This is a genomic window from Maribacter sp. Asnod2-G09, assembly GCF_045063795.1.
Classification (GTDB): Bacteria; Bacteroidota; Bacteroidia; order Flavobacteriales; family Flavobacteriaceae; genus Maribacter.
The window spans coordinates 75515-100353 of record NZ_JBEFOA010000004.1; the positions used below are offsets into that span (position 1 = coordinate 75515).

A 24839-nucleotide genomic window follows, 5' to 3' on the forward strand; every position below is an offset into this window, starting at 1 on the left:
ATTACACCTCAATAAAGCGATTGCATCAATAATTTAAGACATTCAGTCTTTTCAAAGAACATAAGAACGTATGTAATTAGCACTCAAAATCGTACTTTTGCAACTTTGCTATGAATACATGATTAATTTTGAAGAAAATATAGAAGTTAAGGGCGCACGCGTTCATAACCTTAAGAATATAGATGTTACCATACCCCGAGACAAACTGGTTGTTATAACTGGCTTATCTGGCAGTGGTAAATCTTCATTGGCTTTTGACACCATTTACGCAGAAGGGCAAAGACGTTATATCGAAACTTTTTCTGCCTATGCCAGACAATTTTTAGGCGGATTAGAACGCCCAGATGTTGATAAAATTGATGGTTTATCTCCGGTAATTGCCATTGAACAAAAGACGACTTCTAAATCGCCAAGATCAACGGTTGGCACTATTACAGAAATATATGATTTCTTAAGACTACTTTTTGCCCGTGCAGCAGACGCACATAGTTATAACACAGGCGAAAAAATGGTGAGTTATGGCGATGAACAAATTAAGAACTTGATCATTGAATCGTATAACGGAAAAAAAATAAACATACTTGCACCGGTAATTAAATCTAGAAAAGGTCATTATCGCGAACTATTTGAACAAATAGCGAAGCAAGGTTTCGTAAAAGTTCGGGTTGATGGTGAAGTAAAAGATATCGTTAAAGGCATGAAGGTGGACCGTTACAAGGTGCACGATATAGAAATTGTCATTGACCGTTTAAAAGTAGTTGAAAGCGAAGATTTTCATAAACGTTTATCTGAAACTATAAATACAGCCATGTATAGCGGCGACAACGTATTAATGGTTTTAGAAGAAGGCACAGATTTACCAAGGTATTTTAGTAGAGATTTAATGTGCCCTTCAACAGGTATCTCCTATCCTACCCCTGAGCCTAATACATTTTCATTTAACTCGCCAAAAGGCATGTGCCCCTATTGCAGCGGCTTAGGTCATGTGTATGAAGTAAATGAGAAGAAGATATTCCCTAATAAAAAATTATCTATTAAAGGTGGTGGAATAGCCCCATTGGGAGATTATAAAAAATCTTGGGCATTTAAACAGATTGAGACTATTGCAGAACGTTATGATTTTCAAATAACGGATCCTATAGATACTATTCCCGCTGAAGCAATCGAGATTCTTTTAAACGGTGGTAAAGAAAGTTTTGAAGTAGACTCTAAAACTTTAGGTGTAAAACGTACTTATAAAATTGATTATGAAGGAATTTCTAATTTCATAAAAAATCAGTTCGAAGAAGCGGCCTCAACATCGATAAAAAGATGGGCAAAAGAATATATGGACAGAATTACTTGTCCGTCATGCACAGGTTTCCGACTTAGAAAAGAATCGCTTTACTTTAAAATTGAAGACAAGAATATTGCCGAGTTAGCTAATTTAGATATTGTTGAATTAGCTGCATTCTTTAATGGTTTAGATAAAAAACTTAGCGGCAATCAGCTAAAGATAGCCGAAGAAATTATAAAAGAGATAAGTACTAGAATTCAATTTTTACTAGATGTAGGTCTCGATTATTTATCATTGAACAGAAGCTCTAAATCGTTATCTGGTGGCGAAGCTCAACGTATTCGATTAGCGACCCAAATTGGATCTCAATTGGTAGGTGTACTTTACATTTTAGATGAGCCAAGCATCGGTTTACATCAACGAGATAATGAAAGGTTAATTAAATCATTAGAATCTCTTAGAGATATTGGCAACTCTGTTATCGTAGTCGAACATGACCGCGATATGATAGAAAGAGCGGACCATGTTATTGATATTGGTCCGAAAGCAGGTAAAAATGGAGGTGAAATTATATCTCAAGGTACACCTGAAGAGTTAAAAAATGTACATACCCTTACTGCCGATTATATGACCGGTGTAAAGGAGATTGAAGTCCCGAAAAAGAGAAGACCCGGTAATGGCAATGAAATTGTATTATCTGGCTGCACGGGAAATAATTTAAAGAACCTAACTGTCAAATTTCCTTTAGGAAAAATGATTGGCGTTACGGGAGTATCCGGTAGTGGTAAATCAACTTTGATCAACGAAACACTTTATCCAATTATGAACGCCCATTATTTCAATGGCGTTAAAAAACCGATGCCGTATAAAAAAATTACGGGGCTAGAGCATATTGATAAAGTTATTGATATCAACCAATCGCCAATTGGTAGAACACCAAGGTCAAATCCGGCTACATACACTGGTGTATTTAGCGAAATACGATCGTTATTCGCAAAGACTACAGAAGCATCTATTCGTGGCTACAAACCCGGCAGATTCAGTTTTAATGTAAAAGGTGGTCGTTGTGAAACTTGCCAAGGTGGCGGATTACGTGTTATAGAAATGAATTTCTTACCAGATGTTTATGTAGAATGCGAAACCTGTAATGGCAAAAGATTCAATAGAGAAACATTAGAAATACGTTATAAAGGCAAGTCCATTTCAGATGTTTTAGAAATGACCATTAACGAAGCTGTATCATTTTTTGAACTTATTCCGAAAATACATCGTAAGTTAAAGACCATTCAAGATGTGGGCTTAGGTTATATATCTTTAGGGCAGCAATCTACTACCTTATCAGGTGGTGAGGCGCAACGTATAAAATTGGCAACAGAACTTTCTAAGAGAGATACGGGTAATACCTTCTATATTTTAGATGAGCCTACAACCGGACTTCATTTTGAAGATATTAGGGTTTTAATGGATGTTTTGAATAAATTAGCTGATAAAGGAAATACGGTGTTAGTTATTGAACATAATATGGACGTAATTAAAATGGTAGATTACATCATAGATATCGGTTACGAAGGCGGACGCTCAGGTGGGCAGTTAGTAGCAAAAGGAACTCCCGAGCAAGTTGCAAAAGACAAGAAAAGCTACACCGCAAAGTTTTTAAAAAGAGAATTAAAATAATAATTAGATAAAAAATCTATCTAAAAGTATATAAAATAAAGAATGAGATCAGAAAAACATCATAAAGGCTGGAACGAAATAAAAACCAATGACTCTTGGGCCATTTTTAAAATAATGGGCGAGTTTGTAAATGGTTTTGAACGCATGAGTAAAATAGGACCATGTGTATCTATTTTTGGTTCTGCCAGAACAAAAGAAGAAGACCCGTATTACAAACTAGCGGTATCAATTGCAAAATCTATTGCAGAAGCAGGTTACGGCGTTATTACCGGTGGTGGACCAGGTATTATGGAAGCTGGTAATAGAGGTGCCAACCTTGCCGGTGGTACATCTGTAGGTTTAAATATCGACTTACCTTTTGAGCAACATGACAATCCGTATATCGATAATGACAAGAGTTTAGATTTCGATTACTTCTTCGTAAGAAAGGTAATGTTCGTAAAATACTCTCAAGGATTTGTAGTAATGCCTGGTGGATTCGGAACATTAGATGAGTTATTTGAAGCCATCACACTTATTCAAACTCATAAAATCGGAAAATTCCCTATTATTTTGGTTGGAAGCGAATTCTGGACCGGACTTATGGATTGGGTAAAAGGTACTATGCTTAAAATGGGAACTATTAGTCCTGAAGATTTAAATCTTATTAAAATTGTAGATACAGAAGAAGAGGTTGTTGAAATTATAGATTCATTTTACAAAGGGCACAGTATGAGTCCTAATTTTTAATTCAGGCCTTGACACACAATTTAAAATTACTTTTCTATCTGTGCATAGTAACATTAGTTACCAATGTAACTTCTTGCTATGCACAGTACGAAACGGACCTTACTGTTAGCTTAAACGAGTATACCAATGAATTAGATATTCGTCAAGAGTTCACCTATTACAATAAGTCTAATTATAACTTAGGCGTCATTTATTTTAATGACTGGGCGAATGCCTATTCAGATAAAAACACGGGTCTAGCAAAAAGGTTTGCGCAAGAATTTAAAAAATCGCTTCACCTTGCAAAAGCAGATGAACGCGGCAAAACTACTATAATTAGTGTTGTCGATGATTCATATAACGGACTAGAATGGAGCCGTACGAAAGGAAAAGACATTTTAAAAGTTACGTTAGACGACTTATTACTCCCAAATACGTCAACAAAAATTTTCATCACCTATAAGGTGAAATTACCACCTAACAAATACACTCCTTACGGTTATGGCAGTAGAGGAGATTACTATTTAAAAGATTGGTATTTAACACCCGCAGTATACGACGGCAAATGGCATTTGTATTCAAATAAAAATCTTGAGGATCTTTATATGAATGAAACGAATACCACCATTAATTTCAAATATCCCGATAGTTTATACCTTGCCTCTAACTTTGATGTTAGTACAGAATCAACATTCCCTAACGGACAGTTTGCACAATTAAAAGGAAACTTACAACGTGGCGGAGAAATTATTCTGAATAGACAAAAAAACTTCTATACGCACAGAACGCCGTATATGACTTTTTTGACAGATTTTAGTGCCCCTAGATATAGCCCAATTGGTCAAGGGCTATCCATAAATAAAGTTGCCAATTTCATTCACTCAAATCTTGGTGATTATCCTCATGAAAAAATACTAGTTAGTGAGATTGATTATAATAAAGACCCACTTTATGGTATAAATCAACTCCCCTCTTTTATACGTCCTTACCGAGAACAGTTTCAGTTCGAAATGAAATTCTTGAAAACGGCAATCAACAGTATTCTAAGAGAAACCATGTTCTTAAATCCGAGAAAAGAGCAGTGGTTGAACAGTGCTATAGCAAATTATTTGATGATAGCATATATAGAAAAGTATTACCCAGATCAAAAATTAATGGGGAAACTATCTAAAATTTGGGGCTTTAGAAGTTTCGAGCTGGCTAAGATGGATTTTAATGACCAATATTCATTTCTATACAATCTAACCGCCCGTAAAAACTTAGATCAAGCTCTTAAAACATCAAACGATTCACTTATAAAATTCAATCAGAAAATAGCGAATAAATATAAGGCTGGTTTAGGCTTGGCATATTTAGCAGATTACATTGGCAAAGAACACGTAGACCAAAGTATTAAGACATTTTTTGAATACTATCAACTAAACACGGTAAAGGTTCATGATTTCGAATCTATTTTAAAACGCTCTACAGAACAAGATATCAATTGGTTTTTTAAAGACTATGTTTCTACGGATCGTAAAATTGACTTTAAAATCAAAAAAGTAAAGAAAGAAACAGATTCATTACACGTAACTATTAAAAATAAAGAAGGCACAAACGTACCAATTTCTGTTTTTGGTCTTAAAAAAGATTCGGTAGTTTCTGAATATTGGTTTAAAGATATTAAGCTAGAAGAAACCTTCGCTATACCGAATAATGAAGAAGATAGGCTGGTATTAAATTATGATCAAAAAATACCAGAATTCAATCAACGTGACAATTGGAAATCATTAAAAGGATTTTTATCGAGTAATAAAAAACTAAAGTTCACTTTCTTTAAAGATGCAGAAAATCCATATTACAACCAGGTTTTCTATGTTCCCGTATTGAGTTTTAATGTTTATGACGGATGGACACCAGGTATGCGTTTATATAACAAAACCTTACTCGAAAGACCATTTGTGTATGACTTCTCTCCTTCTTATTCTTTCAAAGAAAAAGCTTTTGTAGGATCAGGAAAATTCAGCTACAGAAAATACTTAAGTAAAAGCGGATTGTATGTAGCCCAATATAATATAGGTGCCGGTACATCTCATTTTAATGAAAATTCTCGATACTCATCTATTACACCATCGGTAAGTTTTGGTTTTAGACCAGCTGATTTGTTGTCAAACAAAAGGGAGTTTCTTTCATTTAGATATGTGAACATTTTTAGAGACTTTGATCCTGCCCTTTTATCTCTGGCTAACGATCCTGAAAATCCTGATTATAGTGTATTTAACGCACGTTATACCAGTAGAAACAATGGCATATTAGATTATAATTCTTGGTTTGCAGATTTTCAATTAGCAGGTAGTTTTAGTAAGCTGTCGTTTGAATATGAATATCGAAAATTATTTGAGAACAATAGACAGTTGAATCTTCGGTTTTTCGCAGGTAAATTTCTTAGCAATAATACCGAGACAGATTTCTTCAGCTTTGCACTTGACCGTCCTACAGATTATCTTTTCGATTACGGCTATTTAGGAAGATCAGAAGATTCTGGTATTTACAGCCAGCAGATAATTATCGCCGAAGGCGGATTTAAATCTTTCTTAGATCAACGCTATAGATTCTCTAATGATTGGATGGCGACCGTTAACGGTAGTTTTAATGTCTGGAAATGGATTGAATTATACGGAGATGCCGGTGTAGTAAAAAATAAAGGTCTTGATGGCAAGTTCGTTTATGACTCTGGTGTGCGTTTAAATCTAGTAACCGATTACTTTGAGCTTTACCTACCGGTTCATTCAAACAATGGCTGGGAAGTATCACAACCCAACTATGGTGAAAAAATACGTTTTATCATTACGGTGAGTCCGAAAACCTTAACAGGATTATTCACAAGAAAATGGTTTTAAACTATCAAATCTTAATACGGATAGTAATATTTTTAGCTTAAATTCAGATATTTTCAATAAAATCTCAAATTTGTTGAAAAATATGGAATAAATTAACTGGTTACAGCGTTGCTAAAAAGTACTTGATTCGGTAATTTTGTATAAACACGTATAATACATGGATGTTTCTTCTAAAACCAGTAATGATATTTCTTTTGAAGATTTCAAAGAACAAATTATCAATGACTACGAAATTGCTTTTTTAAGCAGAACCTGTAGCTTATTAGGAAGAAAAGAAGTCTTAACGGGCAAAGCAAAATTCGGAATCTTTGGAGACGGAAAAGAGCTACCTCAATTAGCCATGGCGCGTTCTTTTAAAAATGGCGATTTTAGAAGTGGTTATTATAGAGACCAAACGTTCATGATGGCATTAGGTCTTTTACAGCCAAAAGAATTCTTTCACGCATTGTATGCTACAACTGACATAGAAAAGGAACCTATGAGTGCCGGTAGGCAAATGGGCGGTCACTTTTTAACGCATAGCTTAAATGCAGATGGCAGTTGGAAAGATTTAACAAAACAAAAAAACAGTAGTGGAGACATTTCATGTACAGCAGGGCAAATGCCACGTCTTTTAGGACTGGCCCAAGCATCTAAAGTATATAGAAATCAACAAGGTTTAGACAGTGCTAAGTTTTCTGTAGATGGAAACGAAATTGCTTGGGGTACCATTGGTAACGCAAGTACAAGTGAAGGCATGTTTTTTGAGACTATAAATGCCGCAGGTGTTTTACAAGTACCCATGGTAATAAGTATTTGGGATGATGAATATGGCATCTCTGTACCCGCGAAATTTCATACTACAAAAGAAAATATTTCTGAAATTCTATCTGGTTTTCAAAGAACTGAAACCGAAAAAGGATACGAGATTTTAAGAGTAAAAGGTTGGGACTATACTGCATTAATGCATGCCTATGAAAATGCTGCAGACATTGCAAGACAAGAACATGTACCAGTATTAATTCATGTAAACGAATTAACACAACCACAAGGTCATTCTACTTCTGGATCACATGAGCGTTATAAAGACAATCAGCGTTTAGAATGGGAACGTGATCATGATTGTAACAAACGTTTTAAAGAATGGATATTAGAATCTGGCATTGCAACCTCAGAAGAATTAGAATCTATTGAAAAAAGAATTAAACGTACTGTTAGAGAAGCTAAAAAACAGGCTTGGGATGAGTACCTAAAAGACAACCTTACCGAGAAGTCTGTATTAATTAATATTATAGAAAAAGCAGCCTCTAAAAGTGCCAACAAGAATTTTCTAAATAAATTAAAGAACGATTTAATTGCAATTGAAGAGCCACTACGCAAAGATTTGGCAATTGCAGCAAGAAAATCTTTACGTTATTTACTAGGGAAAAATACGCAAGAGAAGCAAGATTTAATACAGTGGACTTCCACCTTTTTAGAACAATCTCAGCATAAATACAGCTCGTATCTTTATAGTGAAAACGATAATAAAGCGACAAACGTTACCGCAATTACACCTGAATACAATGACGATGAAGAGCAGGTAGATGGTAGGGTTATACTTAGAGACAATTTTGACAAGTTATTTGAAAAATACCCAAATACCTTAATTTTCGGAGAAGATACAGGTGCCATTGGTGACGTAAACCAAGGCCTTGAGGGTATGCAAGAAAAATACGGTAAAATACGTGTTGCAGATACCGGTATTCGCGAAACTACTATTATTGGTCAAGGTATTGGTATGGCTTTAAGAGGTCTTAGACCAATTGCCGAAATTCAGTATTTAGATTATATTTTTTACGCCCTATCTACTCTTACAGATGATTTAGCAACTTTACTATACAGAACAGCAGGAAAACAAAAAGCACCGTTAATCATTAGAACAAGAGGTCATAGACTTGAAGGTATATGGCATTCTGGATCAGAAATGGGCGGATTGATACATCTTCTAAGAGGAATGTATATTTTGGCTCCAAGAAACATGACACAAGCTGCTGGTTTTTACAATACACTTTTAAAAAGTGATGAACCTGCATTGGTCATTGAAAGCTTAAACGGCTATAGATTAAAAGAAAAGAAACCTAAAAATCTTGGTGAATTTTGCACTCCGATCGGTAAAGTTGAAACCATAAAAGAAGGTAGCGATATCACATTGGTATCTTATGGATCAACACTACGTATCGTTGAAAAAGCTGCTAAAGAATTAATTGAAGTTGGTATTGATGCAGAAGTAATAGATGCACAAACGTTATTACCATTTGATATTGAAAAGGAAGTATTAGAAAGCGTCAAAAAAACAAACCGTTTACTAGTAATAGATGAAGATGTACCTGGCGGATGTTCTGCTTATCTTTTAAATGAAATCGTAGAAAAACAAGGTGCTTTTGAGTATTTAGATAGTAAACCACAAACATTAAGCGCAAAAGCACATAGACCTGCTTACGGTACTGATGGTGATTATTTTTCAAAACCAAATAGAGAAGACATTTTTGAAAAGGTATATGCGATAATGCATGAAGTCAATCCTGATGACTATCCGAAATTGCGATAATAACAACAATTTTAAGTAAGAAAAATCCCATGTATATTGGGATTTTTTTATGCCTTAATTTTTCGTTTAAAAATATTTAAATAATTTAACGAAAACCTACAATCTCTTAAACTGCTGAAAACTAAGCAACCTCAAAATTTCATTTAAAAAAATAAGTCATTTGAGACTATACGAACATCAACATATCTGAAAAAAACAAAAAAAATCGATACTTTTAATGTAAATAATGAGCATTCATGAAAAACACTTTATTAAAAGATATTGGTCTAGCTTTTTTTAGAATAGCAATTTCAGCCATGATGTTAACCCATGGTCTTCCAAAATTTCAAAAGCTTATTTCTGGTGATTTCCAATTTGCAGATCCTTTTGGCATTGGTGAAACTCCTTCATTATTTTTAGCTGTAATCGGTGAATTTATTTGTCCTATTTTAATCATTATAGGTTTTAAATCGCGTTTAGCCGCAATACCAGTAGCCATCACTATGGCAGTGGCAGCATTTATCACTCATGGTGCAGATGATTTTGGCACTAAAGAAAAAGCCTTATTTTACTTAGTAGCCTTTGTTACCGTTTCATTATTAGGTCCGGGTAAATTCGGAGTGGACAAAAAGTAATCGCTATACTATTTTATAAAGTAGTTCTTTAAGTAAATCGGCTTCCTTCATTGGTGTTGCCCCTACTCCCTTTCCTTTTAAATCCATTTCACGCAGACTAGAAATAATTCCGCTTACTTTCTTCATAGGGTAGTTACGTGCCGCAGTTTGTATTTCATTTACAAAATAAGGATTGATACGTAATGCACTAGCCACACTTTTTGGATTGTGATCCGAAAGTCCGTGATACTGCAACAACTGTGTGAAAAATGAATGTAATAAGGTAATCGTTAATATAAACGGATTGTCTTTCGGGTTCTGAGCAAAGTAATTTATAATTTTAGTCGCTTTCACGATATCTCTATCACCAATAGCCCTTTTCAACTCAAAATTATTATAATCTTTACTGATACCGATATGCTCTTCTATATGCTGTGGGTTTATCTCAGTCTGTTTCGGCAGAACTAATTTTAGCTTATCAAGCTCTTTGCTAATCTTACCTAAATCTGTTCCTAAGTACTCCACAAGCAACAAAGCAGCTTTATGAGATATGGTGTAACCTCGGCTTACCAAATGCTTTCTTAGCCAATCGCTAACCTGATTCTCATATAATTTTTTACTTTCAAAAACGACGCCGTTCTTTTTAATAATCTTGTGTAGCTTTTTACGCTTATCTAACTTCTTGTATTTATAACATATAACAAGTACGGTAGATTGCTGCGGATTCTCTGCATACGAACAAAGATTCTCTATAGTACGCGAAAGATGTTGCGCCTCTTTTACGATAACCACTTGACGTTCGGCCATCATGGGGTAACGTTTGGCATTACCAACAATATCTTCAATAGATACATCGCGACCATAAAGCACCATTTGGTTGAACCCCTTCTCTTCTTCGGTCAATACATTAGCAGCTATATAATCAGAAATTTTATCAATGAAATAAGCTTCTTCCCCATACAGGAAATAAATAGGACTAATCTGCCCTTTCTTAATTGCATTGACTATTTGTACGGCTTCATCCATTCAGAAAAAATCATCAACTTTGTATAATGCAGCCACTAAATTTCCCTAGCTACACTTTCAGGGTCAAAAATAGCGAAAATAGAACCTTGATCTTTGACGTTATACGTAAAAAATTTTTGGTACTTACTCCCGAAGAGTGGGTAAGGCAACATGTCGTTCAGTTTCTTATACAAGAAAAGAACTATCCATTGAGCCATATTAACGTAGAAAAGCAAATAACACTTAATGGTTTAAAGAAAAGATATGATGTGGTCGTATTTAAACCAAATGGTGAATTGCACATACTAGTGGAGTGCAAAGCACCAGAAGTTTCAATATCTCAAATGACCTTCGATCAAATCGCTCAATACAATTTTAAATTGAACGCTACCTACTTAATGGTCACAAACGGACGCTCTCATTATTACTGTCAAACGGACTTTGTTGCGGAAAAATATGAATTTATGCAAGAGATTCCTGATTTTAGCCGTTAATTTGCGATCGTTTTGAAGATAGCCGTAGTCATATTAAACTGGAATGGTGAAGTGCTTTTAGAAAGGTACTTGCTTTCTGTTATCAATTATTCTGCTGATGCAGATATATACGTAGCAGATAATGCTTCAACAGACGGCTCAGTCGCATTTGTCAAAGCCAACTACCCAACAGTAAAAATTATACAGAATACAGAAAACGGCGGATTTGCCAAGGGCTATAACGACGCCATGGTAGATGTCGATGCTGATATTTATTGTTTGTTGAATTCAGACGTAGAAGTAACTCCCAATTGGTTAAACCCTATTATAGATGCCTTTAACACTATACCTGATGCTGCTATCATTCAACCAAAAATTTTAGATTTACTTAAAAAAGACCACTTTGAATATGCCGGTGCTGGTGGTGGTTTTATTGATCAGTTAGGTTACCCATTTTGTAGAGGAAGAGTCTTTCAGACCTTAGAAAAAGATGAAGGTCAATACAATGATATTCGAGAAATTTTCTGGGCAACAGGAGCCTGTATGTTTATTAAGAAAGAAGTTTTTCAAGAGTTAAATGGATTCGATGAAGATTACTTCGCCCATCAAGAAGAAGTAGATTTATGCTGGCGTGCAAAAAACCATGGTTATAAAATCTTTTACGTAGGCACATCTAGTGTTTATCACTTGGGTGGTTCTACGTTAAGTAATATGAACCCGAAAAAAACATATCTCAATTTCAGAAACACATTATTCTCCATCACCAAAAACCTTCCGAGAAGAAAAGCATTTATAATTATTTTCTTAAGATTACTCTTAGATGGTATTGCGGCAATACGATTTCTTTTCCAGTTAAGATTCAAACACTTTTTCGCTATTTTTAGGGCACATTTAAGCTTTTACAGACAGTTTAGAAAAATGTATAAAAAGAGAGAAAAAACCCAATTTCTCAGAAATTATTACGCTACGAAGTCCATAGTATGGTCTTACTTCGTACATAGGATAAGCAATTTTAACATTTTAGTAAAAGATTAACTAACATGTCATATAAGTAACTTCGTAATTATATAATTTTGAAGTCGCTTAGATGCGAAAAATTGAGTAAACCACTAAATAAGTATAATAGAATAGAATTATGAAAAAAGTATTATTAGGATGTCTTGGAGTAACGCTTTTACTTTCATCTTGTGTATCTTCAAAAAAGTACGCAGATCTTGAAGCTAAGCACAAAAGTGCACAAGATTTATTGAATTCAGCGACAGTAAAATTAAATGATTGTTTAGAAGAAAAAGCAACTGCTTCATCTAGACTACAAACTTTAGAAGATCAGAATTCGTTCTTGAAAGCAAACAACCAAGAGTTGATCAACAATATGGGTAACTTAACAACTTTGACTACCAAAGGTGCTGAGAACCTAGAGAAGTCATTAGAGAGCTTACAAGAAAAAGATTTAACTATTCGTAAGTTAAATGATGCAATTACACGTAGAGATTCTGTAAACCTTTCTTTAGTACAGAGCTTAAAAGGTGTTTTAGGAAACTTGGATGATGAGGATATCGAAATCAGCGTTGAAAAAGGTGTTGTTTTCGTTTCTATTTCAGATAAATTATTATTTAGCAGCGGTAGCTACAATGTTACTAGCAGAGCTAAAGAAGTATTAGGTAAAGTTGCTAAAGTTGTAAACAACAAGCCTGATTTTGAATTCTTAGTAGAAGGTCATACGGATGACGTACCTTATAGAGGTAACGGATCTTTATTAGACAACTGGGATTTAAGTGTTAAACGTGCTACTGCTGTTGTACGTATACTTCAAAATGATTTCAATGTAGATCCTAAGCGTATGACTGCTGCTGGTAGATCAGAATATGTTCCGATTTCTACAACTGAAAAATCTAAAAACAGAAGAACTCGTATCGTTGTTCTTCCAAAAATCGATCAGTTCTATAGCATGATTGAAGAAGGAATGAAAGATCCTGCAATCAACAAATAATACCTGATTAGTATATAAAATTAAAGCGGCTCAATTGAGCCGCTTTTTTTATGCTTATAATTTAGATAAGAGACATCTATATAATATCTAGACTTCCTTTACCCTCACGAATAACCTCTGGCAATCCGCCTGTAGAAACATCTATAATAGTAGAACCTACATTACCGCCGTAGCCACCATCAATAATAACATCTACAAGGTTATCCCATTTCTCATAAATCAATTCTGGATCAGTTGTATATTCTAATACATCATCTTCATCACGAATAGATGTAGATACTATTGGGTTGCCTAATTCTTCAACCAAGGCTTTAACAATACTATTATCTGGCACACGAATACCAACGGTCTTCTTCTTTTTAAATTCTTTCGGTAAATTATTATTACCAGGCAAAATGAAAGTATAAGGTCCTGGTAAAGCCCTTTTCAATATTTTGAATGTAGCAGTATCAATTTGCCTCACATAATCTGAAAGGTTGCTTAAATCTGTACAAATAAAAGACCAATTTGCTTTCGCCAATTTTATTCCTTTTATACGAGCTATTTTCTCAAGGGCCTTAGTATTTGTAATATCACAACCTAAACCGTAAACCGTATCGGTAGGATATATAACTAAGCCACCTTTACGCAATACCTCCACTACCCTTTTTATTTCTTTAGGGTTAGGGTTCTCTTCGTATATTTTGATAAATTCTGCCAATACTTCTATTTAATTTACTTGGTATACTCTAATATAATCTATTTCCATCGTCGCCGGAAAAATTGATGGGTCAACACCTTCGAGTCCTCCCCAATTTCCACCAACTGCAATATTCATTAAAAAATAAAAATGATCAGAAAACGGCCAATTATCTACTGTACTATTAACTGGTCTTTTAAAGATAAACTGAATATTCTCTATATCGTCAACATAAAATTTTATGTACTCTGATGACCACAAAATTCCAAAATTATGGAAATCTTCCTCAATTGTCTCCAATTCCACGGCACCAGAAGTAGCTTCAGTACCGTTAGTATGGTTATTTGCTTTACTATGAATAGTAAAATGAGTTTTATTTGGTTTAAAGCTCACATATTCCATCATGTCAATTTCGCCACATAAAGGCCAACCCGCTGTCTTTATATTGCTGCCTAACATCCAAAGTGCTGGCCAGGTACCATTTCCTTTATGCTCTGGTAATTTTGCTCGAATTTCCATTCTACCAAACTTAAAAGACTTCTTACTATTTAAACGAGCAGATGTATATTCTCCTTCAATGGTAGTATCTGTATTTAGTTTAGCCGTAATTTTCAAAGTACCATTACTAACTTCAGTATTTCCTTCTGGTCTATAATTTTGGAGCTCATTATTTCCCCATCCGTTATTACCAGTTTCAAAAGACCAATTTTCATTTGAAAGTGTTGTTCCATCAAATTCATCGCTCCAAACTAAAACAGCAGTATCCCAATAACCACTAGCATTAGGATCTTTAACTATCTGTTCAACTTCTTCAGATTCCGACGTGACCAATGGGTTTGAATCAGGTTCTTTTATGTGTGAACTTGAACATCCAAAAAGGAAAATTATCAGTAAAACCGAATATAAGCTGCTTTTTTCCATGTTTTCCTTATCAAGTTAAGCCAAATTTTCGAAAAAAATAAACATTATCCCAATACCTCTAACTTGGCAAAGCGTAGCAATAGTTTTTTAATATCTCCTTTATCGAACATTATTTCTGCCTTTCTATCATTACCTGAGCCTTCAATTTTCACCACTTTACCACGACCAAAACGAGTATGATTAATTAAAGAGCCTACAGCAAGGCTCGGATCAATTGTATTGGTATTACCTACAGGTTCAGATAATTGTGGCTTAAGTTTTCGTAATTTTTTAAGTTGCCCAGAGTTGGGTTGACCAACTATTGGAGGTGTACCTCTTGCTGGTTTTTGTTGACGTAATCTACTCTTATCTACTTCACCAAAAATATCGGCATTTATAAGCGATTTATATCTATAACCACCATCTACAGGTGTAAGATTCTCTACATACTTCTCATCTATTTCCTCTAAAAAACGACTAGGTTCTGCATCTATCAATTTACCCCAACGATATCTATTTTGTGTATACGTTAAATATGCTTGTTTTTCTGCCCTAGTCAAAGCCACATAGAACAACCTTCGCTCCTCTTCCAATTCACTACGCGTACTCATACTCATACCAGACGGAAACAGATCTTCTTCCATACCAACAATGTATACATACGGAAATTCAAGTCCTTTTGCCAAGTGAATGGTCATCAATGCAACCCTATCGTCATCACCGGTATCATTATCTAAATCTGTGGCAAGGGCAACATCTTCTAAGAATTCGCTAATGTTTCCTGTTGCTCCATCAATCTCTCTTTGACCTTCTACGAAATCTTTAATACCGTTTAAAAGCTCTTCAATATTTTCCATCTTACCAATACCTTCTGGAGTTCCATCCTTTTTAAACTCTAAAAGAACACCCGTTTTCTTGGCAACATGCTCAGACAACGCAAAAGCATCTGTAGTTTCATTCATGACCTGAAAACTCTTGATCATGGTTACAAAGTCTGTTAATTTACGTTTAGTACCCGCATTTATTTTTAAATCGATGCGGTCTATATTTTCCATAACCTCAAAAATGGAACGGTTGTAATGATTGGCAGCAACAACTAATCTATCGAGAGTAGTACCACCAATTCCCCTTGCAGGGAAGTTTATCACCCTTTTTAAAGCTTCTTCATCTTTAGGATTAATGACCAAACGCAAGTAAGACAACACATCTTTAATTTCTTTACGTTGGTAAAATGAGAGTCCGCCATAAATACGATACGGAATATCTCTTTTACGCAAGGCATCTTCCATCGCCCTAGATTGGGAGTTTGTTCTATATAATATACAAAATTGACCATTGGTCATTTGTTGCTGCATTCTATGTTCCCAAATAGAATTTGCTACAAACCTACCTTCTTCGGCGTCGGTAGTACTTCTATGAATTTTAATAGAGGGACCATCATCGTTATCTGTCCAAACTACTTTTTCAATCTGGTTTTGATTTTTTCCGATTACGGAGTTCGCAGCATTTACAATATTTCGGGTAGAACGGTAATTCTGCTCTAAACGATACATACCTACATTATCGTAATCTTTTTGAAAGTTCAAAATATTACTAATATTGGCTCCCCTAAAAGAATAAATACTTTGTGCATCATCCCCTACCACACATATATTCTGAAAACGATCAGCCAAAGCCTTTACAATCAAATATTGAGAATGGTTAGTATCTTGGTACTCATCAACCAATATGTATCTAAATCGATCTTGATACTTCGCCAACACATCAGGAAAACGTGTTAAAAGCTCATTGGTACGTAGCAGTAAGTCATCAAAATCCATCGCACCTGCTTTAAAACAACGTTCTACATAATTTTCATATATATCACCTGTTCTAGGCTTTTTCGCCATGGCATCTTGCTCTACCAAATCTGCATCATTACGGTAAGCTTTTACTGTAATCAAGCTATTCTTAAAAGAAGAAATTCTATTTTGAATCTGCTTGTATTTATAGATATCCTTATCAAGTCCCATTTCCTTAATAATAGAGGCTAATAGACGCTGAGAATCTTGCGTGTCGTAAATCGTGAAATTAGCAGGGTAACCCAATTTATCGCCATCAATACGTAACAATTTGGCAAAAACGGAGTGGAAAGTTCCCATCCAAAGATTTTTAGCTTCAGATGCACCTACAATAGTGGCAATACGTGCTTTCATTTCACGTGCTGCCTTATTGGTAAATGTTAATGATAAAATATTAAAAGAATCTACACCCTGCGCCATAAGGTGTGCAATTCTATATGTTAGTACACGAGTTTTACCTGATCCAGCACCTGCAATAACCATTAAAGGTCCGTCTTTATGCAAAACAGGAGCCTTTTGGGCATCGTTCAATTCATCTATAAATGAGCTCAAATTTTCTTTCTTTTAGTGATGTAAATTTAGCCATAAATGAGGGATAGTAAAAGTGAAGTGTTTTAGATTTGTAAACAATAGATGGTATTTCTTTTCATTTTGAATATATTTAAACTTTAATTCCGCAATTAGAGCTTACCAGTCAATACATTTAAGTCTTAAATGATTGACTAAAACATAGAGAACAAACTAAAATTAAATACTGATTATGAGAAAACTAGGTTTATTGGCCCTCGTTCTTTTCGGTTTTACCGTTCAGGCACAGGGACCAAATCTTGAAAAAGACTACAAAGCTATAGAAAGCAAGGTGGTTGATTGGAGAAGAGAAATTCATCAGAATCCGGAATTAGGGAATCGTGAATTCAAAACAGCAGAAAAAATTGCCAAGCACCTGAAATCTTTAGGAATTGAAATTCAGACCGGCGTAGCTCATACGGGCGTAGTTGGCATTTTAAAAGGAGATTTACCTGGCAAAGTAGTTGCGCTAAGAGCAGATATTGATGCACTACCTGTTACAGAACGAAATGATTTACCATATAAATCTAATGTTACTTCAGAATTTATGGGAGAAAAAGTAGGTGTTATGCATGCTTGTGGGCATGATACGCATACTGCTATTTTAATGGGTGTTGCAGAAGTAATGTCTAAAAACAAAGATAAAATCAAAGGAACCGTAAAGTTCATCTTTCAACCAGCAGAAGAAGGACCACCACCAGGAGAAGAAGGCGGAGCACTTTTAATGGTAAAAGAAGGCGTTATGAGTAATCCTAAGGTTGATGCCATTTTCGGATTGCACATTAACTCTCAAACTCCTGTAGGTGTTATCAGATACAAATCTGGTGGTACTATGGCAGCTGCTCAGAGTTTTACAATTAACGTAAAAGGAAAGCAATCTCACGGTTCTCAACCATGGTCAGGCGTTGATCCAATTTTGATCAGTGCTAAAATTATTGACGGGTTACAAACAATAATCAGTAGAGAAACTGACCTAACCAATGAAGCTGCAGTAATTACTGTTGGTAAAATTAAAAGTGGTGTTCGTTTTAATATCATACCAGAATCTGCAGAAATGATCGGTACGATTAGAACCTTAGACTATGACATGAAAGACAAGCTTAACAAGCGTATGGTCGAAATGGTAAGTGATATAGCCAAAGCTTACGGTGGCGAAGCTACATGTGAAATTAAAGATGCTACAGATATTACATACAACAACCCAGAATTGGTAGAGCAAATGCTACCTACCATGAAAAGGGTAGCTGGAGATGAAAATGTACAATTTCAAAAAGCGGTTACTGGTGCTGAAGATTTCTCATATTTTCAAAGAGAAGCTCCAGGGTTTTTCTTTTTCTTAGGAGGAATGACTCCCGGTACTACAGAATCTTACCCACACCACACACCAGACTTTTTAATTGATGATAGTGGTTTACTTTTAGGAGTTCGTACGTTAACAGAAATGAGCTTAGATTATTTAAACAGCGACCAAACACCACTTTTAGATTTTAAAATAAAAGGATAATTTTGATGAACGATTTTTTTAATACTATTCCAAGTCCACCATGGTGGACTTGGATTTTTTTGTTTCTTTTCATAGTTGCCATCTGGGATATTTTTATTCAGAAACGGCACACCATAAAACATAACTTTCCTGTTGTAGGTCATTTACGTTATTGGTTAGAAAGTATTGGTCCAGAAATGCGTCAATATTTCGTTGCTAATAACAGAGAAGAACTTCCTTTTAATAGAATAGAAAGAGGTTGGATCTATGCATCTGCAAAAAAAGAGAACAACTACGAAGGCTTTGGTTCTGATCGAGATTTATATGCTCACCAGCATATATTCGTTAAAAATAGAATGATGGGTTACGAAGTACCTGCTGGCCACCCAAATGCTGCAGAGCCTAACTTTATACCTTGTGCAAAGGTTATGGGGCAGCACAATAATCGTAGAAAACCATTTAGACCAGGAAGTGTTGTAAATGTATCTGCCATGAGTTTTGGCTCATTATCAGCCGCTGCGGTTGAAGCCATGAACAAAGGTGTTAAAAAAGCAGGAGCTTATCATAATACTGGTGAAGGCGGACTCTCACCTTACCATAAACATGGTGGTGATATTGTATTTCACTTTGGTACCGGTTATTTCGGTGTAAGAACTGAAGATGGTAATTTCTCTATGGAGAAAATGAAAAAATTGGTTGAGGACAATCCGTGTATAAAGGCAATTGAAATAAAACTATCTCAAGGTGCGAAACCAGGAAAAGGCGGAGTACTACCGGGAGCAAAAATCACCCCTGAACTTGCCGAAATTAGAGGTGTTGAAGTTGGTAAAGATGTATTATCACCTGCGACACACAAGGCATTTTCTAATGTAAAGGAGTTAATGGCACTTATCGAAGATATTGCCAATGAAACAGGTTTACCCGTAGGAATTAAAGGAGCAATAGGAAAATTAGATCAGTGGGAAGAATTGGCTGATTTAATGGTAGAGACTGGTAAAGGTCCTGATTTCATTACCGTAGATGGCGGTGAAGGTGGTACGGGTGCCGCTCCCCCATCATTTGCCGATCACGTATCGTTACCATGGGTATATGGCTTCTCAAGTTTATATAGAGTTTTCTTGAACAGACATCTTACCGAACGTATTGTATTTATAGGTTCAGGTAAATTAGGTTTCCCTGCAAAAGCCGCCATGGCATTTGCAATGGGTGTAGATTGTATTAATGTTGCTCGCGAAGCAATGATGAGTATTGGTTGTATTCAAGCACAGGTTTGCCATACCAACACCTGCCCAACTGGTATAGCGACGCAAAGCAAATGGTTACAAAAAGGTATTAATGTACCTTTAAAATCAGATAGATTAGCACAATATTTTAATACATTTAGAAAAGAATTCCTAGAAATTACGCACGCTGCGGGTTACGAACACCCTAGTCAATTTACGATGGACGATGTGCAAGTAAACGTAGATGATAACGACCTAAATAAAAGTTTAGCCTCAACCTACGGCTACAATAAAGCGAAAGTACCGTTCGGTGGAGTTCAACAATTAAAAGACTGTTCGTATCTTGGCGGCAAAATTTAGATTAACCTATTTAATGCATATTTATATGAAACGTTTTTTTATTTATTCAGCTATATTTCTTTTGGGGCTAAGTACAATTCAAGCTCAGAAAAAAAGTGAACTGATCGAGCAGAATCAAGAATTAAAATTTAAACTAGATTCTATATCGCGAATGGTAAGTACATCTCAAAGAAATGAGAAGTTAGCTGACCAACGCTCAACTGAGTATCAATCTCAAGTGTCAGAGCTGCAAGATGCGAACGCAACTTTAATGAAGAACTTAAATAGTTTTGCAGCATTATCTAGTCAGAATTCAGAGAATATCAATAAGACGATGGCTGCTTTAGATAGAAAAGAAAAGCAACTAAAAGGTGTTACAGATGCTGTTGCCAGCAATGATTCTACTGCTGTTGTCATATTGACCAATGCGAAGCAAGTTTTAGGAGAAAATGCAAAAGTTGGTGTCGCTGATGGCTCAGTAATTATTTCTGAAAAACTAAATTTTTTCTTTACCGACGGTGTTGGCGTTAATCCGTCTAGCGAATCAATCGGGTGGATAGAAAATGTGGCGAAGGTTGCAAACGCAAATCCTAATAGTGTTATTACTATTGCTAGTTTAAATATCACTGGTGAAATGAATATTGCCATACAACAAGCGACCGCAATTGCTAGTGTTTTAATAAAAGATTTTGGTGTAAATGGTGAGCGAATTATAGCTGTTGCTCAAGATGGTGGCTTACGAGAATCACTACAAATAAAGTTTCAACCAGATTATAAAGCATTTTATGATATGGCTAAGGGAGACGCTAAAAATTAAATTAGTTGTATTTCATCGATAAAACACTATACTAATTGAGAAATTTGGACGTTCTTATTTCGTAATTAATAACTAATTAAAAAATGAACTCCGACCAAATTTTTCAACTATTCGCTTATTTAATCCCTTCAGTTGTTACTGGTGCCATAGCTTTCTATTTCTTTAGAATGCACACTAATAATGAAGAAGGAAGAAGACGTTTTCTTTTACATAAAGATTCTCAAAAAGATACGCTGCCAGTTCGCTTACAAGCTTACGAAAGAATGGCGTTATTTTTAGAACGTATTGCAATACCTAGCCTGGTTGTGCGTGTAGCACCACAAAGCGATGATAAAAATGCATATGAGAATTTGTTGGTTAAAAGTATAGAAACCGAATTTGACCATAACCTTTCGCAGCAAATTTATATGACCGATGAATGTTGGAATATTATTAAAGCTGCAAAAAGTGCAACAATTCAAATGATCAGAAAAGCAGCTATGAGCAATACAGAAACTGCAGATAAATTGAGAGAAGATATCTTAAATGAAACGATGGATAAAACATCTCCATCTGCCACTGCCCTATCTTTTGTAAAAAAGGAGATTGGCGACTTATGGTAGAAATTAAAATTATACTGAAATAAAAAAATGCTTTCCAGATGGAAAGCATTTTTTGTTTGTAACTATACGTTAAACCCTATTTCTCAAAGAACACTATTCATGCTCGTTGGGTTCAATTGGGTTTGTTTCTTCATTCTTATTTTTAGCATATAGATAACCTCTCTTCCACCATAAGGTCATTTTTGCCTTATCGAATATTAAAGAGTTAGTCGTTAATATGGTAGGTGTATAAAATAAGTTGATAATCGCATTCTTTTGATTGGCAACCAACTTACCTATTCTAATGTTTTGGTTTTCAATTCTATCTAAGATAAAACTCATCATAGTAGTAATCAACTCAAACGGATTACGAGATGCCACCCTATTCATATAATTGACTTCGGTATGTAGAACAACCACATCTACCTCTGTAGCTCCTCTTTTTATTGCTTCTTCTATAGGTACAATACTACCTAAACCACCATCGGCATATTCGCAGTAATTTTTACGAACCAAGCTCATAAACGGAGTGTAGTTTGCTGAAATCCAGATCCAATCGCAATAATCTTCGTAGGTACAATCTTTAATAGATTTGTACTCGACCTGATTTAATGATAAATTAGAGACCGTTATAATAACATCAGAATCACCGTTCTTTAACGTTTCAAATTCTTCGATAGTTAAGCTATTTTCAATTAGCTTACGCAAGTTTTCACTTTCACCAAAAGTCTTTTTACCGGTCATGAAGTTTCTAAAAACATTCCAATGATTTATAGAAATCTCTTCGTTACCACGAATATTCTTCACCAAAAACGGACAGTTATTGAAAATGCTCTTTTGATTTACATTAGAATATATTTCTTTGATTTTATCTAATTTACCCAGTGCTAAATGAGAAATTAGAAGACTTCCGGTAGAAGTACCCACAAAAATATCATACTTTCTTCCTTCTTCTTGTATTAGGTATTGGGCAACGCCACCTGCAAAGGCTCCTTTACTACCACCACCAGAAATAACCAATGCTTTCATTATTACTTTAATTTCGTTTTAAGATAACGCAAATCTGATGAATTTAGTTGATTTGCTACCTTTTCAATTTCTTTTTTCTGTTCTTCATCAATCCATAACGTATCAAATAACTGTCTCGCATAGTTTCTAAACTGCCAAGAATGATGATTGGTTGCCTTTATCAAATTAATATAGGCATCGCCATTTAAGGCTTTAATTTCAAATAAATACTGAAACGCTGTTTGTCGAACTTCTGGATTATAAATAGCACTCGTATAACCAACAAGCTCTCGATGATAATAAACACTTTCTGTAGGGTTATAATCGGGTGTAAACAATGCCAATGTCAGCCAAAGCAAACGCACATTCTTATTTGGCAAACCAATTATGTCTTTAGTTTTTTCTAAATAAGTACTTCTATCATAATCAAAACTAGACCATAGATTATAAAGCATTAATTCATTGGTAATATAACTATCATCTAATAACAACGGCTCTGCATACTCTTTTAAACCCTCAGGAATTACACCCATTTTCTGAGCAGCAAATTGCCGTATTCTAATATCTTCACTAGTAATTAAAGGCAAAAGTTCTAATTCAGGAAAATCACCTTTTTGTTGAAGCAATTCTAACTTCAATTCCGTAGCTAATTCTGAATCGTATAAAACTTCAGGGGAATCAAAACCATTCTCATCATCATGTTTTAAGACATAATACATTCTTAATGATGCACTATTTTTCATTAAAAAATCCTTTGCAGCATCCATCGGAAATACTTCTTCGTCTAGCCAAATAGCTTCAAAATCACTTAAATTATGATTGCTAGTTTCCTCCATTTCAGCAATAAATTCTGCAACAGTCACATTTTGGAACTGATATTTATTCAAGTAATTTCTAATTCCGGTTTTAAAATTCTCTTCTCCTATTTTATCTTTTAAGACAGCTAAAGCCCAAGCTCCTTTTTCATAGAAAGTAAGACTACTAGCTTTCGGGTTCAATAAGCTCTCCCCTTCTCCGTTTTCAGATATATCATTTAATGTCTTAGCAGTTTCAAATAACTTCCAGAAAAAATGATCATTACCAAAAATTTCTTTCTCAGCCAAATATGCGTAGTAAGTAGCAAAACCCTCATGTAACCAATGGTGCTCACTATTCTTTTCTGTAACCAAATTACCAAACCATTGATGAGCTAACTCATGGGCATTGATATTCACATAATTTCTATCAATAAAGGATATTGAATCAATGACATAAGCATCAGAGAAAAAAGTAGCGCTTGTATTTTCCATACCTGCATATAAAAAATCATGTACTGGCACTTGTTTATAATTCTGCCAAGGATACGCTACACCTATCTCACGCTCTAAAAAATCAAATATCTTTTTAGTATACCTGTAAGTAGGTTCCACTTTTAGACTATCGTTTGGGTAATAATAGTTTTCAATCGTTACGCCGCTTTCAGATTTCAAAATTTGTTTATCATAATTACCTATAGCAAATGCCAATAAATAGCTACTCATAGGCTTTTCCATTTTAAACATCCAAAGGGGGTCTTCTCCTATATCGTTAGGTTGCATAATTAAATTACCATTCGCAATAACTTGATATTTACGATCAGCTTCAATAGTCATATCGAATTCGATCTTCTCTTCCATGTCGTCAAAACTAGGGAGCCAATGACTAGTGTACTTGCCTTGCCCCTGTGTCCAAACCTGCCTGCCGGCAGGCAAGGTGTGCTCATTACCTGCTAACTCATCATCCCAACCAATAAAATAAACAGTTTGTTTTGGCTTAGTTATATATTGAATAATCAGCTTATGAGAATCTCCCTTTTTAAACTTATGTTTAATAGAAATTGTTTTTTCTGTGGATGTATAATCTACCTTCTCCCCATCAAGTTCTACTTTTAAAAAATCCATATTTTTAGCATCAAGAAATACAGAATCAACATTCTGCAGTACATCAAAGCGATATAACACACCACCTTTTATTTCTTTCTCTTTGGGTACGGGACTTAAATAAACATTAGCCTTAGTAAAGTCTACCTTATCTTGATGTTGACCAAAAGTGAATATGGATAGAAGTATAATAAAGGCGAAAACTAATTTCTTCATGCAGCGTAATAAACAAATAACATTCCAAATTTAATGTTTTGAAGAGCACTTCCCTAACCTTCCCAAAATTGAATGTGATGCTAAATAACACTTATTTTGCAAGTTACCATTAGAAAAAAA

At 34.9% G+C, this 24839-nt stretch carries 18 protein-coding genes; 12 read left to right on the forward strand and 6 right to left on the reverse strand.

Going from position 1 to position 24839, the window contains the following annotated elements; genetic code table 11:
• Positions 1-118: 118 nt before the first annotated feature.
• The 5 genes from uvrA to ACJJVT_RS07545 all read left to right on the forward strand — a co-directional run bounded on the left by uvrA (position 119) and on the right by ACJJVT_RS07545 (position 9720).
• Entirely contained in the window at positions 119-2950 is a 2832-nt protein-coding gene (uvrA, locus tag ACJJVT_RS07525; protein WP_405397642.1) for an excinuclease ABC subunit UvrA, read from the forward strand.
• A gap of 42 nt (positions 2951-2992) precedes the next feature.
• A complete protein-coding gene (locus tag ACJJVT_RS07530) occupies positions 2993-3679 on the forward strand; it encodes a TIGR00730 family Rossman fold protein (RefSeq protein ID WP_068482968.1) in 687 nt (228 codons plus the stop codon).
• Positions 3680-3687: 8 nt separating this feature from the next.
• On the forward strand, positions 3688-6537 hold the full coding sequence (locus ACJJVT_RS07535) for a metalloprotease (protein WP_405397643.1): 2850 nt from the start codon (positions 3688-3690) through the stop codon (positions 6535-6537).
• A gap of 157 nt (positions 6538-6694) precedes the next feature.
• Positions 6695-9106: a thiamine pyrophosphate-dependent enzyme gene (locus tag ACJJVT_RS07540; protein ID WP_405397644.1), complete on the forward strand. Its 2412-nt coding sequence runs from the start codon at positions 6695-6697 to the stop codon at positions 9104-9106.
• Between the two features lie 236 nt (positions 9107-9342).
• The gene (locus ACJJVT_RS07545) at positions 9343-9720 is read left to right on the forward strand and encodes a DoxX family protein (RefSeq protein WP_405397645.1); all 378 of its coding nucleotides are present in this window, start codon (positions 9343-9345) and stop codon (positions 9718-9720) included.
• Between the two features lie 3 nt (positions 9721-9723).
• Here the strand turns inward: ACJJVT_RS07545 and holA are convergent, their stop codons facing one another.
• Positions 9724-10725: a DNA polymerase III subunit delta gene (gene holA / locus ACJJVT_RS07550; RefSeq protein ID WP_405397646.1), complete on the reverse strand. Its 1002-nt coding sequence runs from the start codon at positions 10723-10725 to the stop codon at positions 9724-9726.
• Positions 10726-10751: 26 nt separating this feature from the next.
• On the opposite strand from holA, the gene ACJJVT_RS07555 reads away from it, so the two are divergent.
• The 3 genes from ACJJVT_RS07555 to ACJJVT_RS07565 all read left to right on the forward strand — a co-directional run bounded on the left by ACJJVT_RS07555 (position 10752) and on the right by ACJJVT_RS07565 (position 13167).
• Positions 10752-11198 (forward strand): type I restriction enzyme HsdR N-terminal domain-containing protein, encoded by a 447-nt coding sequence (locus ACJJVT_RS07555; RefSeq protein ID WP_405397647.1) that lies wholly within the window; start codon positions 10752-10754, stop codon positions 11196-11198.
• Between the two features lie 12 nt (positions 11199-11210).
• Entirely contained in the window at positions 11211-12212 is a 1002-nt protein-coding gene (locus tag ACJJVT_RS07560; RefSeq protein ID WP_405397648.1) for a glycosyltransferase family 2 protein, read from the forward strand.
• A gap of 100 nt (positions 12213-12312) precedes the next feature.
• A complete protein-coding gene (locus ACJJVT_RS07565) occupies positions 12313-13167 on the forward strand; it encodes an OmpA family protein (protein ID WP_405397649.1) in 855 nt (284 codons plus the stop codon).
• Between the two features lie 76 nt (positions 13168-13243).
• Here the strand turns inward: ACJJVT_RS07565 and ACJJVT_RS07570 are convergent, their stop codons facing one another.
• Genes ACJJVT_RS07570 through ACJJVT_RS07580 form a run of 3 tightly spaced genes read right to left on the reverse strand, consistent with a single transcriptional unit; the run spans position 13244 to position 17139 of the window.
• On the reverse strand, positions 13244-13867 hold the full coding sequence (locus ACJJVT_RS07570) for an L-threonylcarbamoyladenylate synthase (protein WP_405397650.1): 624 nt from the start codon (positions 13865-13867) through the stop codon (positions 13244-13246).
• A gap of 9 nt (positions 13868-13876) precedes the next feature.
• Positions 13877-14767 carry a family 16 glycosylhydrolase gene (locus ACJJVT_RS07575; RefSeq protein ID WP_405397651.1) on the reverse strand — a complete coding sequence of 297 codons (891 nt, stop codon included), beginning with the start codon at positions 14765-14767 and terminating at the stop codon, positions 13877-13879.
• A 44-nt stretch (positions 14768-14811) separates the two neighbouring features.
• Positions 14812-17139 (reverse strand): ATP-dependent helicase, encoded by a 2328-nt coding sequence (locus ACJJVT_RS07580; RefSeq protein ID WP_405397653.1) that lies wholly within the window; start codon positions 17137-17139, stop codon positions 14812-14814.
• 208 nt (positions 17140-17347) lie between these two features.
• On the opposite strand from ACJJVT_RS07580, the gene ACJJVT_RS07585 reads away from it, so the two are divergent.
• The 4 genes from ACJJVT_RS07585 to ACJJVT_RS07600 all read left to right on the forward strand — a co-directional run bounded on the left by ACJJVT_RS07585 (position 17348) and on the right by ACJJVT_RS07600 (position 21618).
• The gene (locus ACJJVT_RS07585; protein ID WP_405397655.1) at positions 17348-18658 is read left to right on the forward strand and encodes an amidohydrolase; all 1311 of its coding nucleotides are present in this window, start codon (positions 17348-17350) and stop codon (positions 18656-18658) included.
• A gap of 5 nt (positions 18659-18663) precedes the next feature.
• On the forward strand, positions 18664-20220 hold the full coding sequence (locus ACJJVT_RS07590; RefSeq protein ID WP_405397656.1) for an FMN-binding glutamate synthase family protein: 1557 nt from the start codon (positions 18664-18666) through the stop codon (positions 20218-20220).
• A 25-nt stretch (positions 20221-20245) separates the two neighbouring features.
• Positions 20246-21016: a hypothetical protein gene (locus ACJJVT_RS07595; protein WP_405397657.1), complete on the forward strand. Its 771-nt coding sequence runs from the start codon at positions 20246-20248 to the stop codon at positions 21014-21016.
• Between the two features lie 83 nt (positions 21017-21099).
• Positions 21100-21618: a hypothetical protein gene (locus ACJJVT_RS07600; RefSeq protein WP_405397658.1), complete on the forward strand. Its 519-nt coding sequence runs from the start codon at positions 21100-21102 to the stop codon at positions 21616-21618.
• A 93-nt stretch (positions 21619-21711) separates the two neighbouring features.
• On the opposite strand, the gene ACJJVT_RS07605 is transcribed toward ACJJVT_RS07600, so the two are convergent.
• Together ACJJVT_RS07605 and ACJJVT_RS07610 are read right to left on the reverse strand one after the other, a co-directional pair.
• Entirely contained in the window at positions 21712-22626 is a 915-nt protein-coding gene (locus ACJJVT_RS07605; RefSeq protein ID WP_405397659.1) for a patatin family protein, read from the reverse strand.
• Positions 22627-22628: 2 nt separating this feature from the next.
• Positions 22629-24719 carry a M1 family metallopeptidase gene (locus ACJJVT_RS07610; protein WP_405397660.1) on the reverse strand — a complete coding sequence of 697 codons (2091 nt, stop codon included), beginning with the start codon at positions 24717-24719 and terminating at the stop codon, positions 22629-22631.
• Positions 24720-24839 lie beyond the last annotated feature (120 nt).

What these genes read in the sequence shown, in the direction of transcription:
- ACJJVT_RS07610 (WP_405397660.1), bottom strand. Translation starts at nt 24,719, where the DNA reads ATGAAGAAATTAGTTTTCGCCTTTATTATACTTCTATCCATATTCACT.
- holA (WP_405397646.1), bottom strand. Translation starts at nt 10,725, where the DNA reads ATGGATGAAGCCGTACAAATAGTCAATGCAATTAAGAAAGGGCAGATT.
- ACJJVT_RS07540 (WP_405397644.1), top strand. Translation starts at nt 6,695, where the DNA reads ATGGATGTTTCTTCTAAAACCAGTAATGATATTTCTTTTGAAGATTTC.
- ACJJVT_RS07600 (WP_405397658.1), top strand. Translation starts at nt 21,100, where the DNA reads ATGAACTCCGACCAAATTTTTCAACTATTCGCTTATTTAATCCCTTCA.
- ACJJVT_RS07575 (WP_405397651.1), bottom strand. Translation starts at nt 14,767, where the DNA reads ATGGAAAAAAGCAGCTTATATTCGGTTTTACTGATAATTTTCCTTTTT.
- uvrA (WP_405397642.1), top strand. Translation starts at nt 119, where the DNA reads ATGATTAATTTTGAAGAAAATATAGAAGTTAAGGGCGCACGCGTTCAT.
- ACJJVT_RS07565 (WP_405397649.1), top strand. Translation starts at nt 12,313, where the DNA reads ATGAAAAAAGTATTATTAGGATGTCTTGGAGTAACGCTTTTACTTTCA.
- ACJJVT_RS07585 (WP_405397655.1), top strand. Translation starts at nt 17,348, where the DNA reads ATGAGAAAACTAGGTTTATTGGCCCTCGTTCTTTTCGGTTTTACCGTT.
- ACJJVT_RS07595 (WP_405397657.1), top strand. Translation starts at nt 20,246, where the DNA reads ATGAAACGTTTTTTTATTTATTCAGCTATATTTCTTTTGGGGCTAAGT.
- ACJJVT_RS07530 (WP_068482968.1), top strand. Translation starts at nt 2,993, where the DNA reads ATGAGATCAGAAAAACATCATAAAGGCTGGAACGAAATAAAAACCAAT.
- ACJJVT_RS07590 (WP_405397656.1), top strand. Translation starts at nt 18,664, where the DNA reads ATGAACGATTTTTTTAATACTATTCCAAGTCCACCATGGTGGACTTGG.
- ACJJVT_RS07555 (WP_405397647.1), top strand. Translation starts at nt 10,752, where the DNA reads ATGCAGCCACTAAATTTCCCTAGCTACACTTTCAGGGTCAAAAATAGC.
- ACJJVT_RS07605 (WP_405397659.1), bottom strand. Translation starts at nt 22,626, where the DNA reads ATGAAAGCATTGGTTATTTCTGGTGGTGGTAGTAAAGGAGCCTTTGCA.
- ACJJVT_RS07545 (WP_405397645.1), top strand. Translation starts at nt 9,343, where the DNA reads ATGAAAAACACTTTATTAAAAGATATTGGTCTAGCTTTTTTTAGAATA.